This window comes from Sporosarcina jeotgali (assembly GCF_033304595.1).
Taxonomy (GTDB): Bacteria; Bacillota; Bacilli; order Bacillales_A; family Planococcaceae; genus Sporosarcina; species Sporosarcina jeotgali.
In genome coordinates this window covers 125560-142702 of the sequence record NZ_CP116341.1, presented here as the reverse complement: position 1 = coordinate 142702, position 17143 = coordinate 125560, and the positions used below count along the sequence as shown (strand labels likewise).

Here is a 17143-nt window from a genome sequence, read left to right as displayed (position 1 = left end):
GTTTCCATTTATTCTTTTTTGCCAATGACTGCTTCCCAGTCGATTGTGCCTGCTTTGATCTCATCGCGGCGTTCTTTTGTCATCGAGTCGCTAGGACGTCCGCCATTCGGCCAATCTCCTTCGTGATTTCCAAACTCAGGACGGTCTTGGGATAGAATGAACGCTGAAACGTCAGCAACTTCCTGGTCTGACAAACTTCCCGGATTACCGACCGGCATGTTGTTGTGCACATAACCTGCCATTTTTGTCAGACGTGCAATCCCTGCACCATCATTAAAGGAACCATCTCCCCATAATGCTGGACCAGTGTTTGAACCAGTTCCGCTTCCATCACCCGCGTGACATGTTGCACAAGATTGCTGATAAACTTTTTCTCCATCTGCCACACTTGGAATCGGCATGTCGTCTACACTACTCTGATGACGCCAAGGCAACTCCGCACCTACTGGAATTCCTTCAGAAATATACGTCATATATGCGACCATTGCTTTTAAGTCTGGATCATTACTTTCAAACTTGGTTCCATTCATGCTTCGAACCATACATCCATTGATGCGATCCTCTAATGATACAATTTTACCGGAACGTCCGATATACATCGGATACACCGCTGACATTCCTACTAGCGAAGAAACTTCACTGTCCAAGCCAGCACCTGCGTGACAACTCGTACAAGACAGTTCGTTTACCAGTTTCTCACCGTCTTCTGCAGTGGGAGCTTCTCCCCGTAAAATCGTTGATGTATCGTTTACAAGGTCGTATCCCCGCTTAATAGCATCACCTAGCTCATCGTCTGGCACATCATCCATTGAGGGCGGATTGTGTTGTATTTCCCCACCTGCAGCGCTGCCGGATTCAGTTTCAGTTACATCTGCTACACCATCATTTTCAGCTGCTTTGTTCGTTTTTAATTGGAAAGACATAAGGACAATTGTAAGTGCAAAAACAGCCACCAACACAGTTAGTACTAAAGTAGAGGTTTTTCTCATTTTTAATTCCTCCTTTCTTTGAGACTATTGTATCAAATAGAATTCTTTAAAGATATGGCATTAAAGTAAATTGGGATGAAATAGGGAATCCCCTTAGTTCATAACTGACTTTGACACAAAGCAAAGAACATCCGTCGGTATCCCCCTATAAACGTTCTTATTCACTTTCGACCTAATACTATTTCCCAATCAATTGAGCCTTCTTAACTTGGCCTATCTTTATTCATAACATCTGTCAGTCATTCATCTGCCTCATTCTTAGTCAAGTCACGTTAATTCAGCATTTTGTCATTAAATAGGCAAACTACACTACCCTTTTGAACCATCCTAAACGAGATTCAAGGAAATCATCCCATAATTTAAACTTCCATCGCTTTTTGAATAATAATTGTTTATGAATGTAATAAAAATAGACTGTATATTCTGTTATATATAAATGATTGACAACTCTTTTATTGTTTCACTAATATAGTATTTAATCCGATTTATAATTCGGAATTCACTATATGTTCGGCATGTAGAACTTGAAGCTTCCACGCACGATTTCAAGCACTCAAAGGGGATGGGATATTTGAATACGTTTACAAGATGGGTAGCAGTTATTTCAGATTTTTTATGGGGAGCGCCAATTATTGTACTGCTAATCGGCGGAGGGCTTTTTCTTACCATCCGTCTCGGATTCTTTCAATTCAAGTACATGCCTCACATACTGCGGCAAACGTTCGGGAAGATCTTGTCTAAAGGCTCCGGGGACGGGACGTTAACACCATTTCAGGCAACTACTTCAGCACTTGCTTCTACGATGGGCGCCGCCAACATTGTCGGTGTGCCTGTTGCGATTGCCCTTGGCGGACCAGGTGCAATTTTTTGGATGTGGCTCGTTGCGCTGATCGGAATCGGCACGAAGTATTCTGAAGTCGTCCTTGGTATCAAATATCGGGAGAAGAACGAAGCAGGGGATTATGTAGGCGGTCCCATGTATTATATTAAAAAAGGACTTGGCTGGAAAAAGGTTGCGTATCTTTTTGCGTTTGCACTGATGATCGAAATTATTGCCAGTACAATGGTTTAGTCCAATTCAATTGCAACAACAATCGACAGTTCGTTTGGGTTGCCTCCTTATATTACAGGAATTCTGATTGCCATTTTAGTAGCACTGGTTTCCTTCGGAGGAATTAAAACAATAGGCCGTGTGACAGAACGACTTATTCCATCGATGGTGGTCGTATATATCGTCAGTGCACTTATTGTAATTGCATTCAATATTACAGAAGTGCCTGCAGCATTCGGACTTATCTTTACATATGCATTTCAGCCATTATCTGCAGCAGGCGGATTCGCAGGTGCTGGTGTTGCTGCAGCTATCCGATGGGGATTGGCACGCGGACTTTACTCCAACGAAGCGGGTATCGGAACCGCACCGATAGCACACGCGGCTGCGGTGAATAATCATCCGGCAAAGCAAGGATTTTGGGGAGTATTTGAAGTTATTGTCGATACGCTCATTGTTTGTACAATGACGGCAATGGTCGTACTGACGACCGGTGTTTGGAAAGTCATTGATGCGGATAACGCCTCTTCGATGGTGACAGAAGCATATAGTACAGTCTTCGGTGCAGCAATTGGCGGTATCATTATCTCGGTTGTCCTCTTCTTGTTCGTCATTACAACCGTAGTTGTTATTATTTATTACGGAGAAAAACAGGCTGAATTCTTATTCGGTACTGGATTTTCAAAAGTGATGCGCCTCGTGTACATTGCAGCTATAATTATCGGTGCGCTCGGCGGGTTGCAATTTGTTTGGAAGTTCCTTGATTTACTGCTGGCCATCGTTGTTGTACCAAATGTGATCGCAGTATTATTCCTAAGCGGGAAAGTACGTGAAGTGACAAATGATTACTTTACGAATCTTTATCCAATAGAAAGAAAAAAGTAATAGGTGCGCTGCATCCCTCCATTCGTTCAATTAACTGAACAATGGAGGTTTTTTTCTTCATTTTTAGGATAAAGGTATATAGATCTCTTTCTAGCAAATCGAGTATAAAAGAGCTTCCTAAAAATGAAGGAGCGGTGACAATGATAAAGTTTGAAGGTGTCTCTAAGACATATGATGGAAAAACGAACGTTATAGAAAATGTAAACTTCGAAATTGCTGAAGGGGAATTTTTTGTGTTAATCGGACCAAGCGGATGCGGAAAGACCACGACACTGAAGATGATTAACCGGCTTATTCCATTGTCAGATGGAACCATTCGCATTCATGATAAAAAAATCAGTGAGTATTCAATTCATGAATTACGGTGGCAAATTGGCTATGTCCTTCAACAAATCGCACTGTTTCCTCATATGACGATCGAGGAAAATATTTCAATTGTACCTGAACTGAAACAGTGGAAAAAAGATCGCATCCACGACAGGGTTACTGAATTGCTGAATATGGCCGGGTTAGATCCAGATACATACAGAGAGCGTAAACCTAGTGAATTATCCGGAGGTCAGCAACAAAGAATCGGCGTCGTCCGGGCACTTGCTGCAGATCCAGATATTGTTTTGATGGATGAACCATTCAGTGCACTCGATCCAATCAGTCGATTAAAGCTGCAAGAAGACTTGCTTCATCTGCAGCGAACCATACAAAAAACGATTGTATTCGTTACACATGATATTCAAGAAGCGATGAAGCTGGGGGATCGAATCTGCATTATGAAGGATGGGAAAATTGAGCAGATGGGAACACCCGAAGAAATTACAGCTGCCCCTGCAACACCGTTTGTACAAGAATTCATCGGCAGCCGGGGGGCGCAGCCATTTGTCATACGCGATCATATGCAACCTGCTGCTGAACCTAATCATGCTGAAATCCCTTCATTATCAATTGATGCCGGCTGGAGTAAAGTATTAGACGCATTGCTCATTGCCGATGAAGTTGCTGTCGAGGAGCATGGTAAATTCGTTGGGAAGTTGTCTCGGGAGTCAGTTCTAGCCTTTTTAGCTGCCCTTGAGAAAGAAAGGACGGCGACTGCATGAGTCAGTTCTTTGATGTTTTTCAAGATCGTAAAGGAGAATTGGCTAGTGCTCTGCTAGAACATATCCAAATTTCCTTAATTGCACTTGTTTTTGCTGTTTTAATTTCCATACCACTTGGAATTTATTTAACGAACAAGCAGCGGATTGCGGAAAGTGTTATCGGAGCTAGCGCAGTGCTGCAAACGATTCCGTCTCTCGCTCTGCTCGGATTACTGATTCCACTGCTTGGTATTGGGAAGGTACCCGCCATTATCGCACTCGTTGCATACGCGCTGCTGCCGATTCTTCGCAACACGTATACCGGCATCAAAGAAGTCGATCCCTCTCTAAAGGAAGCTGCTACTGCTATGGGGATGACGACATGGAAGCGGCTTACCAAGGTGGAACTCCCGCTTGCGATGCCGGTTATTATGGCCGGTATCCGGACATCGATGGTGTTAATCGTAGGGACAGCTACGCTGGCTGCACTCATTGGAGCAGGCGGTCTCGGAGATTTAATCCTTCTGGGGATTGACCGTAATAATCCGTCTCTTATTGTAATGGGCGCGATTCCAGCTGCTCTCTTAGCACTCGCATTCGATTTCTTGCTTAAAAAGTTTGAAGGTCTTTCATTCAAACGAGCTGCCACTGCTTTAATTGTATTTTTCATTGCGGCATTGCTCGTTATCGTGTTCCCATTTTTGTCTGGACGTTCGAATAAACAGCTGGTACTGGGTGCAAAACTCGGTGCTGAACCAGAAATTCTCATAAATATGTACAAGCTCCTCATTGAAGATGAAACTGATCTGACTGTCGAACTGAAACCTGGTCTTGGAAAAACATCATTTGTATTCAATGCCCTTAAGTCAGGAAGCATTGACATGTATCCGGAGTTCACAGGGACAGCCCTTTCTGAATTTCTAAAAGACGAAGCCGTCAGCAATGATCGCAAGGAAGTGTATGAACAAGCACGCGATGGTCTTGCCGATCAATTCGATATGGTCTTATTGCCGCCGATGTCCTATAACAATACGTACACATTGGCAATTTCACAGCAATTTGAAGAACAGACTGGAGTGAAGACGATTTCGGATTTAGCTTCAGTGGAAGCGAATGTAAAAGCCGGATTCACGCTTGAATTCAATGACCGTGAAGATGGCTACAAAGGCATCCAGAAATTGTACGGTCTTGACTTCCCTACTGTAAAAACGATGGAACCTAAACTGCGGTACCAAGCAATTGAAACTGGCGACATTAACCTGATGGATGCATATTCGACAGATAGCGAATTGAAAGAGTACGAAATGACTGTACTGGAAGATGACGAAGAACTTTTCCCGCCTTACCAGGGCGCACCTTTATTGTTGAAAAAAACACTGGATACGTATCCCGAACTAGAAGATGTTTTAAATAAACTTTCAGGAAAAGTAACCGACGATGAAATGCGTGACATGAACTTCCGCGTAAACTCGGGTGGAGAAAATCCTGAAGATGTGGCACGTGAGTTTCTTAAGAATGCAGGATTGTTGAAGTGAGGAAAGGGCTGCCGCAGCAGCCCTTTTTTTCATGAATCAATTTTCTCTGTAACGGGTGTACCTTTGCAATTCGTTCAAATCTTACTCTATACTGGCAGTCAAATCATCTTACAAGCTGGTAAAGAAATGATTTTCGATGAAAAAAGAAATCACTTCCATCTACTATGTGCGATTTTTTGCAATGCTATTTGTTGTGCTTGTTCATAATCGAGGGGAAAAGTATCTTTTCACTCAGGATTTTTTTGTCCATATTCCATTACTTAGTTTTCTTTTCATGCAGAATTGATTATTATGAACAATGGAGGCGATATAAATGAAAAAAGCAGTTATTTTACTAGCAGCAGCATTCATGCTTGCTGCATGCAACAATGCAGACAAATCTGAGTCCGTTTCAGATTCCGATAAAAAACCAGCTGCTGCAGAATCACAGGAAACAGCGGGTTCTGAATCTGCAGACGATCAGGTTGGATTAGAAGAAGGATTAAAAGCAGATTCTACTGTGATCGAGTATGAAGATATCGCAAAGGGAGAAGTTCCTGCGAACACAAAAGTCGCTTTCAAAGGGACGGTTTTTGCCATTGAAGATGGCCAGTATGGATTAAAGAATGTTGTCACTGATTCCTCTGAAGAGGTTTTATGGGTGGATGATATCCGCCTGGGAGAACGCACAGAAATTCCTGAAGGCACTTCCGTGACGGTCTATGGAAGCTATACAGATACCGATGAGGATGGCGTTCCAAAAGTTCGTGCCGTATTCATAGACATGAACTAAGCTCATACATCTTACATTGTGTTCAATCGTGCAAAGGGTCACTTTTAAATGGACAAATCCCTATTTTTCTTGTGGAAATTTCAAGTAAAGGAATTTTGCCAGCTTTGGATCATAAATCTTTTCATGAAATGTACAAATTAGGACAAACTAAAGATAATCTAAAAGATGACTTTAGTTAGGAGCGGTTGGTATGACGATGAAGAGCAGTGCATCTGGTCAAAGCTACAAAGAACAGCAAATTAAACAGCAGCAACAGCAGCTTAAGGAAAACCAATCACAATCTGAGCAGCAGTTTGGTTTGAAAAAGAAACAAGCGTTACAAGCGATGCAGCAAGCTGTACAAGTTATTCAGCAAATGACAGTCATGGGAGACTTGGCTCCATTGCAGCAAGCCCAGCAGCAGCTTCAACAAGCTATTCAACAATTGAACTACATGCAAGGTCTCGCAATTACCCAGTCCACCACAGCAGAACAACAGCAATTGGAGCAAGTCCAGCAGCAAATCGAGCAGGCCGCACAGACCCTTCAACTTATCCAGTCTTTAAACAGCGGCAATAACAGTTTCAAAAAAGCTTAAAGAAAAACGTCTATGACTTTAAAAGTCATGGACGTTTATTCGTTTTCTTTCTGTCCGGAAGCTAACAAAGTATGCACAGCTTCCCGTATTTCTTCATACCCCGTGCATCTGCATATATTGGACTGCAGCCATTCCTCTACTAACTGATCATCAGCGTTAGGATGAGTCGTGATAAGCGAATGACAATTTACGATAAAACCAGGCGTACAATAACCGCATTGAATCGCCCAATTATCAACAAATGCTTTTGAAACAGGTGAATCTAAAAGACCTTCAATGGTTGTAATCGGCTGATTGACGACTTCAACAGCTAATGATAAGCAGGAATGTGAAGATTTCCCGTTGACTAGAACCGTGCAGGCCCCGCAATCTCCATTTTCACAAGCACGTTTAGCACCTGTCAATCCAAGCTGTTCTCTTAACGCAATAAGCAGCGTATCCGCAGAACGTACAACCGCATCATGTGTTTCCCCGTTCACATGCAGCTGAATGAGTTGTTTAGACGCTTTGCTAAGCGATTTCATTTCGTCAGCTCCAATTCCTCTAGCATGTCCTTTAACACATTCCGCAAGACAAAGGTACGATATGCTTTAGTTCCTTGAATGTCGTCCACAATGTCTTCGGGAAGATGTCGCAAAGCTGTTCCAACTCTTTCCATTATCGGGACCTTAGTATCGTTTAAGACAGACTCCAGTTCAATAGAACGAAACGGATACTGGCAGACCCCGCTAAAAGCGATGCGGATCTGATTATCCTTAACCAGTGCAGCAGCAGAGACAACAGGGTATCCAACTTTAGAAATCCTGGTTTTTTTCAACGCCTTATGGGGAAGGTCTAAATAGCCCTTATCTAAAAGGATTTGGACGAGAAATTCACCTTCATCAAGTTTCCATTGCTTGTTAAAAACAGCTTCTAGGGGAATTATCCGCTGCTCCTTGCCTTTTGCTAATTTCACTTTTGCATCTGCTGCCAGCAGGGGCAATATACCTTCTTTATAAATCAGCTCACTATTAAGATTTCCGCCAATTGTAATTTTGTTTCGTGAAGTATGATCTGCAATTCGCTGGACTGTCTTACCCAACAAAGGAAATAACTTTGAATGGGTAATCTCATTTAAAGAAACAGCACTGCCTATGATTAATTCGTTATCGCTTATTTCCAATACATTGCACTCTTGAATCCCTTTTAAGTCGATGACCATATCTGTTTGCAACCGATTTACACGACCTAATGTAATAATTTCCGTACCGCCTGAATAGAACATCGCTTTATACCCTTCTTGCTTCGCGTTAAGAAACAACTTGCTGGCTTCCTTAGCAGTTGTCGGCTTTATATAGTTGAAGTCAAATGCAATCATTCATCTGCCCCCCTGCTCGCTTCCCAAAGGGATTCAGGTGTGAGCGGCAATTGATTAAGCGCTGTATCCAGTGCATGAGAAAGGCTGTTTGCTAAACAGGCTGGAGCACCAATGACCCCATACTCGCCGATCCCTCTTGCCCCAAAAGGACCGTCTGCAGCAGGAGATTCGATGAAGTCCACTAGATATTGAGCAGGCTGCTCCCCATACCGCAGCATCGGATAATTACGGAGACCTGTGTTCTGCACAACCCCCTGTTCATCGAATATAAACTTTTCACTCGCAGCGTAACTAAGTCCCATATACATCCCTCCGCGCATCTGCTGTTCGGCTGTTTTCGGATTAATAATCGTCCCCCCGTCAAGAACGGTGACGCCTTTTAAAATGGTATATGTGAAATCTCGTGTATCCACTTCCACCTCCACCGCCTGCACTCCAACCGACCACCAAGGTCCAGGCTTACCAAAGCCCGTCTCTTCATCCATCGGTGTCAAATGCCGTTGAATATGCTTTCCAATTCCCACAACTTGTCCGTCAATTGAATGTCCGCTTGGATAGGTATATCCCAACGCTATTTCTTTTATATCAACACCGAAAGCGGGATCAGGTTTTAAGTACACTTTCCCCCCGCCAACATCCAAGTCGTCAGGTGAACATTTCAACACAGTCGCCGCAGTCTTCTTCAATTGGGTAATTGCATGATCTGCAGCTGCAATGACTGCCCGTCCTGCCAAAAATGTCGAGCTGCTGGCAACGGTTCGCCACTGATGCGGATCATACTGTGTATTCGTTTCCATCGTTACATGGATCTTGTCCATTTCCATCCCTAACTTTTCCGCTAGAATTTGTCCTAGGATTGTTTTAGTTCCTTGTCCTAACTCGATCGCTGCACAATTCAAATTCACGCTGCCATCTGCTTCAAATGTCAAAATGGCACCCGCTTCTGCATTCGTTGCCGTCGTAGAGGTTTTCCAGAACGTACTGATTCCTTTCGAACGCACCTTATTTTTGCCGCTCACCATTTTTTGCCCTTCATCCCATTGGATGAGTTCTTTTACACGATTGATGCACTTTTCGATGTCTCCTATATTGTTCGCAGTCAACACCGTTTGAGTTGGTGTCGTGTGTCCAGGTTTAATACCATTGATAATACGCAATTGAATAGGGTCCATCTGCAGCTGTTTAGCCAGCTGATCCATCGTTCTTTCAACCGCAAAGGTGAGTTCAGGGTGGCCATACCCTCTAAAAGAAGTAGCAAATGGATGATTTGTATAGACGCAATAGGAATCGCACCATACATTCGGGATGTCATAGGGACCTGTACAATCTAAAGCCGCTGCTCTTGTGATCCCCGCCGCCTGGTCTGTATACGCTCCTGAATCGAGCAAATACGTATATTTCCCCGCAACTAATTTTCCTTCTTTCGTTGCCCCAAGCTGAACCGTTGCGTCCAGACCGACACGACAAGGAGATGTTGTCATATCTTCTTCCCGATCCATTTCAAGTTTGACTAACTTTCCCCCGACTGATTTCGAAGCTAAGTAAGCCAGAGGTTCTAACTGAACCGTCCCCTTGCCTCCAAACGCACCGCCAATCATCGGGATGTGAACTAAAACATTTCCTACTTCGATATTAAAAAACTGGTTGAGCACTTTTTTTATCGTAAATGGAGACTGGCTGCAGGAATGGACGATAACTTTCCCTCTGGGATTGATCTCCACCCTTGTACTTCTTGTCTCCAATGCCACATGATCCGACAAGTTAAATGAATAATTCGCAGTAATCGTTTCTTCACAACTTTCCCATGCATCTTCAAAGTTTCCTTTGCGAATTTTAATATGACTGCCGATATTCGTTCCGGTTTTCGGATAGACGTTGCTGATAATCTTCGTATAACTTCCTGCATTCTCATGTACGAGCGGTGCATCAGTCTGGAATGCCTGCTGAACAGAATTCACAATGGGCAGCGGTTCGTATTCGACTTTCACTTTCGTTGTTGCTAACTTCGCTTGGTACTCATGATCTGCCACAATGATGGCAACTGGCTCCCCGCAGTATCTGACTTTCTCGAATGCTAAAGGCGGCCGGTCCGCTAAAATAGGACCGATATGGTATGGAAATACCTCTCCCGTCACAATGGCACGTACGCCAGGCACCTTCCAAGCTTCTGTCGTGTCTATAGATGTAATTTTGGCATGCGCTTGTGTACTCGTCACAAGTTTTGCATGCATCAACCCAGGTACTGAATAATCCCCTACATATCTGACTTTCCCTGTCGACTTCTCTACAGCATCAATTCGTTGTTCTGGTTTCCCGACAAAGCTCCATCCGCCAGTAGTCATTTATACATTCCTCCTGAATAAGCCCATCTAATTACTTGTTATCCTCTCCATAATCACGCAACTATATAAGTTGTATTGGAATAGAACGCAAACTCATGGGCAATAGTAGATTGTAAGAAATGAGGTGGTCATGTGTATTCCATCCAATACATGATTGAAACGATTTTAAATGATCCCCAAGCCGTTGTTCTTTCAATGATTGTGAATGTTGATGGATCTTCATATCGGAAGGAAGGGGCTTGGATGCTTCTTCAAGAAAATGGGGACCGCATAGGCGTAGTTAGCGGCGGATGCCTGGAGAATGACTTGTCTGCGCGTGCCAGTCGATTATTTCATACTGGAAAAGCTGAACTTGCAGACTATGACCTGAGTGCCGAAGATGATCTAGGCTGGGGCCGCGGAGCAGGATGCAACGGGGTTGTAACAGTGTTGGTACGTGATATTGATGAGAACTTCAGACAATTCCTTAGACTTATCTACAAACAATTAATAAAAAAAGAACCCGTCCATTTACTGCAATCGATGACAGACTTCGATGATTATACCTATATGGGTCAAGATGGTTCGTCTTCCGTGGAGATGCTGTTAAACAAGGATGTAACGAGACCATTCCAGACTAAAGCCGGACAATTCCAGATAGGAAAGGAACACTTCTATTCACAACTTATCTGGCCTGAGCCCGCCCTTTACATATTAGGTGCAGGTGTAGATGCACGCCCCCTTGCTTTGCTTGCCACTCAGATTGGATATGCTGTTCATCTGTTTGACTGGAGAGATGGAATTTGCAACAAGCAACACTTTCCGACTGCAGCGTCAATCCAAATTGGGGATATCCGGAAACAAATTGCTGACGTGAATTTTAGTCCGCTAGACTCCGTTGTTGTCATGACTCATGATTTTCAAACTGACGCAGCAATTGTGGAGCACTTACTCAACTTGAAGTTATTATATGTCGGCATACTCGGTTCTAAAAAAAGATCGAGTCGGCTATTTGGCGGAGAAATTCCAAGCAAAATCCACACACCTATCGGACTTTCGATAGGCGCAGATGGACCTGAGGAAATTGCGATCAGCATCGCGGCTGAACTTATTGCAGTTAGACAGGGGAAATACTTATGAAGATTGTTGGCGTTTACCTTGCTGCTGGAAAAAGCAGTCGAATGGGATCTCACAAACTAGCGTTACCTGTTGGAAGTATGACGTTAGGAAGTTTAGCACTCGAAACCGCTTTGGAATCCTCACTTGACGAAGTATATGTAATTACAAAGGTATGCGACAATGCAGATTGGATTCCGGTTAAGATGAAGGAAAACGACAGATGTAAAATCATCAAATGCACTGCCTCCCATGAAGGTCAATCTGAATCCTTGCGCTGCGGAATTGAACAGGCGCGGGAGAATGGAGCAGAGGGCGTGATTGTCATGCTGGCGGATCAGCCATTTATCACCCTGCAAATGATTTCCGGACTAATCGACTGCTTGAAACAGAATCCTGCACTCAAATTTGCAGCGACAACAGTTGACCAATCCATTACGCCACCCGTCCTCTTTTCATCTTCAATTTATGGTGACCTCATGAAATTACGGGGCGACAGAGGTGCACGGGCAATCTTGCGGGGAAGTTTTCTTCAAAAGGGCAGATTATTACCGTGTGCAGATCGAACGCTTGTATTCGATGTCGATACAAAGGACGATTACGAAACGTTCAATGAGTTAAAGTCCGTGCTCATAGATTTTGGGTGAATTCATATTGTTGAGCCCCGTTCAAAGAATGATGATGGAAAAATAAATAGCCACTATCATATACATGTACTTCTCCCCATATATATCTAGACAATCGCGCAAGAACACATTCTATCAAACTTACCGAATGTTGCAAAAAGGGTTGCCGATAGATACGCGTTTGGATATGATGTTGAAAAGGGGAGGAGAAACTTCCAATGACGAACGATCCTAAAGACTTTTTTGATAGAGAACGCGGAGATGAACCTAAACGAAAAACAGAGAGAAAAGACGGAGAACCTACTCCCGCGTTTAAAGGGGCTTCCTGGGTAGCCCTTGTTATCGGAATTAGTGCGTATCTTGTGGGTCTCTTTAATGCTGCTATGGAGCTGAATGAAAAAGGTTACTACTTTGCGATTTTGATATTCGGACTTTACGCAGCCGTTTCCCTGCAAAAAGCAGTGCGAGACAAAGACGAGGATATCCCCGTTACTAACATTTACTACGGACTAAGCTGGTTTGCTCTCATTGTTGCGATTTCACTCATGGCAATCGGGCTGTACAATGCAGGCAGTATCATTTTAAGTGAAAAAGGCTTTTATGGAATGGCATTTGTTTTAAGTATCTTTGCGGCTATCACGGTCCAGAAAAACGTCCGAGATACACAGAAAGCCAGAGAGCATAATTAAACCTGAATCTCTCATTTGTCTAACGAAAAGCTGGAACCAAAGTCAATTCGACTTTGGTTCCAGCTTTTTCCGGGAAGTGCAGGTTAATGCACTCACTATTAGGCATAAATATAAAACAGATACTCCTGACCGTTCTTAATCGGATCTTGAGCAAACGTGTAGCCATGGGCGATTGCTTCTTCAGGTACATTACGGAAAGATCCTGGACAATCTGTGATGACTTGCAAGAGCTCACCTTTCTTCATCGCCTCTAGCGCCTCTAAAGTGTAGACAACAGGATAAGGACACGATTCTCCGCGCAGATCGAGTGTAAAATCGGCTTCTTTGTTAGCTTGCATGGTGTTTCACTCCCCTCTTCATTGCCAACTGGCGATGGTAGCGTTTTTCACGAAAAACTGTTAATGCATAAAGCAGACCAAGCATTGCGAGCGTTGCAAGAATAGCACCGACCGGACCAAATGAATCCAACAGATTAATTTTCGCTCCGCTTTTAACCAATGTATCATAAACGCCTAAATGATCCCATGCATAGGCTAGGAAAGTTGCGCCGATGATGTTTCCCGCAAATACAGGCAAGAACAAGACTTGTCCTTCCATGAGTCGATACATCATGCCAGTTTCACAACCAGAAGCCATAACAATACCAAGACCGAATAATGCACCACCGACAAATGTGCTTAACGCTGCAATTTGAGTGATTGGCGTTAAGTCATATATGGATATAATAATAACCGTTAGTACAGAACTAATCGCCATTCCGATGATTATTGCCTTTGCCATAATACTTCGACCGACAAGGAATAGATCCCGGAAAGCAGACGTGAAACAAATTTGACCGCGTTCAATGAGAACTCCGAATGCCAGGCCGAATAATGCGCCTAGGCCTAGTAGTTTTTGTCCAGTTGCAAAGAAGTAGACCATCAAGCCAATGTAGACAAGTGCGATTGCTACTCCTACATATGGCTGGATAACACGCTTTTTCACTTTGGACGGTTTTGCAGCACCGCGTGTTAACGTCGGCTTCCCTTTCCACCAGCGCATTTTCGTCAATTTCGCACCGAAGTACGTTCCGAGTCCCGTTGCGACAATGAAAATCCATGAATGGAATGAGAACTGAGGTACTCCAGTGAAAAATGCAGCCAAGTTGCAGCCTAGTGCCAAACGTGCACCGAACCCGGCAATGATCCCACCAGCAAGCCCTTGGACATATCGGCGTTTTTGCTGCGGAAGACGGATTTTAAAGTTATTGCCCAATAACACCATGATCAAAGCACCCACAAACATCCCCCAGACAATCCAGCCATCCGGGCGATTCCAAGTCGTTCCTTGCAGATGTACCATGTCAAAGTACTGCCACCCTGAAATGTCCACGCCAAACAGTTTCAGAAGATCTCCGCCGAGACGTGTGAACTCACCAGTAACAGCCCAAACAGTAGAGGTGAGGCCAAAGTATAGAGCGCTAAGAATACCAGCAATCAGTAATACGACATAAGGATTCCAATAGCGTTTAAAAATAGGATTCAATATAGTTTTCATTTCGTTTTTCCTCCAATAAAGTACTTTTCTATTTTAGTCTTTATCAGAGAGAAATCAAGTTACGATTCATTCTAATTATCTGGATACCTGAACGTTACTGGAATCCTTGCTGCCCCTCCACCGCTATTCATTACGGCAATTTCTTTAGATTAATTCGTGACTTGATTACTTATCACGATTGGAGTTTGAATGAGCGTAAGTGCTCGTTCCACTTGATTAAGGTAAGGTCCCATTACTACTGTAAGAATTTCGTCTTTCCCGTTTCCATCTAAGTATAAGTGATTATAGTAGTATTTTGTTGTTTTCAAATCTTCTTTTGTGTCAGGTTAATTTTTCTGGGATCACCCAGCAATGCAATCGGAATGAGCAAGCGAATTGTAATTCCGAGCCATACAACGTACTTCCATTTTAGAATATATTTTTATCCCATATAGGTGACAGCAGACAAACGACTAAAATGATGATGGAAACAAGTATGGATGGATACTTCCAGCATATTCATAAATAGTTTTTGAATCATTTGCGTTCATCCTCCAGGGATAATCTATCTAGAAACTCTCTTAACTCTTCAATTCCTTTCTTAGCATCAACTCACTTATTCGGTATTAAACCTAATGTTTTCAAGAAATCATTTATGCACTTCAAGTCAATCTTTTCAAAAAATTTCTTCTCGACAGCATTCTTTTTCCATTAAATGTTACGCGTCTCAAAGTTACACACGCCATTAATAGAGGACAAATCAATTGGGACAATCTTCATAATTCAATTTTAAGCAGCAAAAAGCCCGTCTAGTCTGCAGACGGACGATGGTTATTTAGAATGGTGTTCACATTAGCGGTTTCTCTGGTATTCTCATTTCCCGATTCGGATAAATCCCTTGAATCACTTGCGATGATAACAGTTGTTGGATGGCAATCCCCTGCAGTTCCATAGCGACGCCATTCAAGCTGGCCGTATATCGATGAAGGATTGTATAAGAATACCCCTCTTCCTTCAATAGAATAGAAAGTTCTTTTTGGAAATCTTCATAACTCTTTTGGACTCTTTCATTCCCTTCTTCAACGGAGATATTTTGGGAAGTCCTCATTAAGATATGAGCAGGAGGTGTGCTAAATTCGATAATGACTTGCACGAATTCTAACGTGTGTATATCTACTTCGGAGCCAATAGTGATCCTGGGTTTCATGTACTCACCCTTTCTTAACGCTTCTAGTCATTGTCGATAAATCCACAAAGCTCTCCTAGTCTGCGCAGAGCTTGTTCAAAGAAAACCATTTTTGGCATTGCCGGCAATGGGACCAGAGAAGAAACGTTCTCCTCAAACAGTTGAATCATAATTGCTTTTGAATCTTTGCCCGTTACTTCCTCAAAATACGGTAAGTATGAAAAAGGTTCACGGTACTTCTCCATATGATTCTCTCCTTCCTATTTAGCTGAATTTACATCTATACTATCGATATCCCCTGAACTATGACAGCCAAATCTTCATAAAAAGCATTCCTGTTTTATCTATGCGATACTTGAACTCACGAACTGAATATGAATAACTAGTTGGACTTTAAGGGAGGAACTTTTGTGAAACGATTATTAGACTGTACAGCTTCCGACTTCCAGAACATGAACGGACAAGACTTAAAAGCTTCAATCCGAGCATGCGAAGGACGCGTGATGCTATCCGAAACGATGACGTCTGTTGCTCCGTTATACCCTGGAATCACCAATGCTGAATTAGCCGCTTCCTTTGGCGCGGATCTTTTATTATTGAATGTGTTTGATGTATTTAACCCCTCCGTTAAGGGCTATACATGCGAAACGAATGAATCCATCATCGAAAAAGTCAAAGAATTAACGGGACGCCCCGTCGGCCTCAATTTGGAACCAGTTGACTTGAATGCAGAGCAAATTGAACAACTGGAACCGATTTCGAAAGGGCGAACAGCTACTGAAGAAACACTAATTGAAGCAAAAAAACTTGGCTTTGACTTTATTTGTTTAACAGGGAACCCGAAAACCGGTGTAACCAATGATCAAACGGTAGTTGCCATTCAAAAAGCGCGTGAAGTGTTTGGTAAAGAAGGGCTCATTATTGCTGGAAAAATGCATGGAGCGGGTGTCACAAACGAAACAGGCAGCGGCATAATTTCAGAAGCGACTCTTTCAAACTTCATAGAAGCAGGGGCAGATGTAATTTTGATGCCTGCACCCGGCACTGTACCTGGTATCACAGTTGAAACGGCCGAGCGATACGTTCGTTTCGTTCACTCTAAAGGGGCGTTAGCCATGCTGACGATTGGGACAAGTCAAGAAGGTGCAGACGAAGCGACCATCCGCCAGATTGCCTTGAATAGCAAGATGGCCGGCGCCGATATTTATCACATCGGCGATACAGGTTTTTACGGAATTGCGGTGCCAGAAAATATTATGACGTATTCAATTGTCATCCGAGGTCGACGCCATACGTATGTACGGATGGCTTCCTCAGTCAGAAGATAAGTAACACCGGTTTGTGACCAATCCTTTAATAAAAAAGCCATTTCCGTTCATTTTCTGAACAGGAATGGCTTTTCAACTTTATACTTTAAATCGATTCACAGCCAGGCTCAGTTCTTTAAGCGTTTC

At 43.1% G+C, this 17143-nt stretch carries 16 protein-coding genes and 1 pseudogene; 9 read left to right on the top strand and 8 right to left on the bottom strand.

Features of this window, described 5'->3' with window-relative positions; all coding sequences use genetic code 11:
• Positions 1-8: 8 nt before the first annotated feature.
• Positions 9-989 carry a c-type cytochrome gene (locus PGH26_RS00735; RefSeq protein WP_323692128.1) on the bottom strand — a complete coding sequence of 327 codons (981 nt, stop codon included), beginning with the start codon at positions 987-989 and terminating at the stop codon, positions 9-11.
• Positions 990-1560: 571 nt separating this feature from the next.
• Between PGH26_RS00735 and PGH26_RS00730 the strand changes: the two are divergent.
• The 5 genes and pseudogenes from PGH26_RS00730 to PGH26_RS00710 all read left to right on the top strand — a co-directional run bounded on the left by PGH26_RS00730 (position 1561) and on the right by PGH26_RS00710 (position 6879).
• A pseudogene (locus tag PGH26_RS00730) lies at positions 1561-2925 on the top strand (alanine/glycine:cation symporter family protein).
• A 140-nt stretch (positions 2926-3065) separates the two neighbouring features.
• Positions 3066-4016: an ABC transporter ATP-binding protein gene (locus tag PGH26_RS00725; RefSeq protein WP_323692127.1), complete on the top strand. Its 951-nt coding sequence runs from the start codon at positions 3066-3068 to the stop codon at positions 4014-4016.
• The gene (opuFB, locus tag PGH26_RS00720; RefSeq protein ID WP_323692126.1) at positions 4013-5530 is read left to right on the top strand and encodes an osmoprotectant update ABC transporter permease/substrate-binding subunit OpuFB; all 1518 of its coding nucleotides are present in this window, start codon (positions 4013-4015) and stop codon (positions 5528-5530) included. The genes PGH26_RS00725 and opuFB overlap by 4 nt, the downstream gene beginning before the upstream one ends.
• A 313-nt stretch (positions 5531-5843) precedes the next feature.
• Entirely contained in the window at positions 5844-6302 is a 459-nt protein-coding gene (locus tag PGH26_RS00715; protein WP_323692125.1) for a hypothetical protein, read from the top strand.
• A 190-nt stretch (positions 6303-6492) separates the two neighbouring features.
• A complete protein-coding gene (locus tag PGH26_RS00710; RefSeq protein ID WP_323692124.1) occupies positions 6493-6879 on the top strand; it encodes a hypothetical protein in 387 nt (128 codons plus the stop codon).
• A gap of 35 nt (positions 6880-6914) precedes the next feature.
• Here the strand turns inward: PGH26_RS00710 and PGH26_RS00705 are convergent, their stop codons facing one another.
• Genes PGH26_RS00705 through PGH26_RS00695 form a run of 3 tightly spaced genes read right to left on the bottom strand, consistent with a single transcriptional unit; the run spans position 6915 to position 10578 of the window.
• Entirely contained in the window at positions 6915-7403 is a 489-nt protein-coding gene (locus PGH26_RS00705) for a (2Fe-2S)-binding protein (RefSeq protein ID WP_323692123.1), read from the bottom strand.
• Entirely contained in the window at positions 7400-8236 is an 837-nt protein-coding gene (locus PGH26_RS00700; protein WP_323692122.1) for an FAD binding domain-containing protein, read from the bottom strand. Before PGH26_RS00700 ends, PGH26_RS00705 begins: the two co-directional genes overlap by 4 nt.
• Positions 8233-10578, bottom strand: coding sequence for a xanthine dehydrogenase family protein molybdopterin-binding subunit (locus PGH26_RS00695; protein ID WP_323692121.1), 2346 nt, complete (start codon positions 10576-10578; stop codon positions 8233-8235). The genes PGH26_RS00700 and PGH26_RS00695 overlap by 4 nt, the downstream gene beginning before the upstream one ends.
• 132 nt (positions 10579-10710) lie before the next feature.
• Between PGH26_RS00695 and PGH26_RS00690 the strand changes: the two genes are divergently transcribed.
• The 3 genes from PGH26_RS00690 (at position 10711) to yiaA (ending at position 12988) form a co-directional block, all read left to right on the top strand.
• A complete protein-coding gene (locus PGH26_RS00690) occupies positions 10711-11697 on the top strand; it encodes an XdhC family protein (protein ID WP_323692120.1) in 987 nt (328 codons plus the stop codon).
• Complete coding sequence (locus tag PGH26_RS00685; protein WP_323692119.1) at positions 11694-12320, top strand: nucleotidyltransferase family protein; 627 nt, start codon at positions 11694-11696, stop codon at positions 12318-12320. The genes PGH26_RS00690 and PGH26_RS00685 overlap by 4 nt, the downstream gene beginning before the upstream one ends.
• A 197-nt stretch (positions 12321-12517) precedes the next feature.
• Entirely contained in the window at positions 12518-12988 is a 471-nt protein-coding gene (gene yiaA, locus PGH26_RS00680) for an inner membrane protein YiaA (protein WP_323692118.1), read from the top strand.
• 98 nt (positions 12989-13086) lie between these two features.
• Here yiaA and yedF read toward each other — a convergent pair whose 3' ends face one another.
• The 4 genes from yedF to PGH26_RS00660 all read right to left on the bottom strand — a co-directional run bounded on the left by yedF (position 13087) and on the right by PGH26_RS00660 (position 15934).
• On the bottom strand, positions 13087-13326 hold the full coding sequence (yedF, locus tag PGH26_RS00675) for a sulfurtransferase-like selenium metabolism protein YedF (RefSeq protein WP_323692117.1): 240 nt from the start codon (positions 13324-13326) through the stop codon (positions 13087-13089).
• Positions 13316-14524, bottom strand: coding sequence for a selenium metabolism membrane protein YedE/FdhT (gene yedE / locus PGH26_RS00670; RefSeq protein ID WP_323692116.1), 1209 nt, complete (start codon positions 14522-14524; stop codon positions 13316-13318). The genes yedF and yedE overlap by 11 nt, the downstream gene beginning before the upstream one ends.
• Before the next feature lie 826 nt (positions 14525-15350).
• On the bottom strand, positions 15351-15710 hold the full coding sequence (locus tag PGH26_RS00665; RefSeq protein WP_323692115.1) for a protease inhibitor I9 family protein: 360 nt from the start codon (positions 15708-15710) through the stop codon (positions 15351-15353).
• Between the two features lie 23 nt (positions 15711-15733).
• Positions 15734-15934, bottom strand: a complete 201-nt coding sequence (locus tag PGH26_RS00660) for a hypothetical protein (protein WP_323692114.1) — start codon at positions 15932-15934, stop codon at positions 15734-15736.
• A 165-nt stretch (positions 15935-16099) separates the two neighbouring features.
• Here PGH26_RS00660 and PGH26_RS00655 point away from each other — a divergent pair, with 165 nt between their 5' ends.
• Entirely contained in the window at positions 16100-17017 is a 918-nt protein-coding gene (locus PGH26_RS00655) for a DUF7916 family protein (RefSeq protein WP_323692113.1), read from the top strand.
• The last annotated feature ends 126 nt before the right edge of the window (positions 17018-17143 follow it).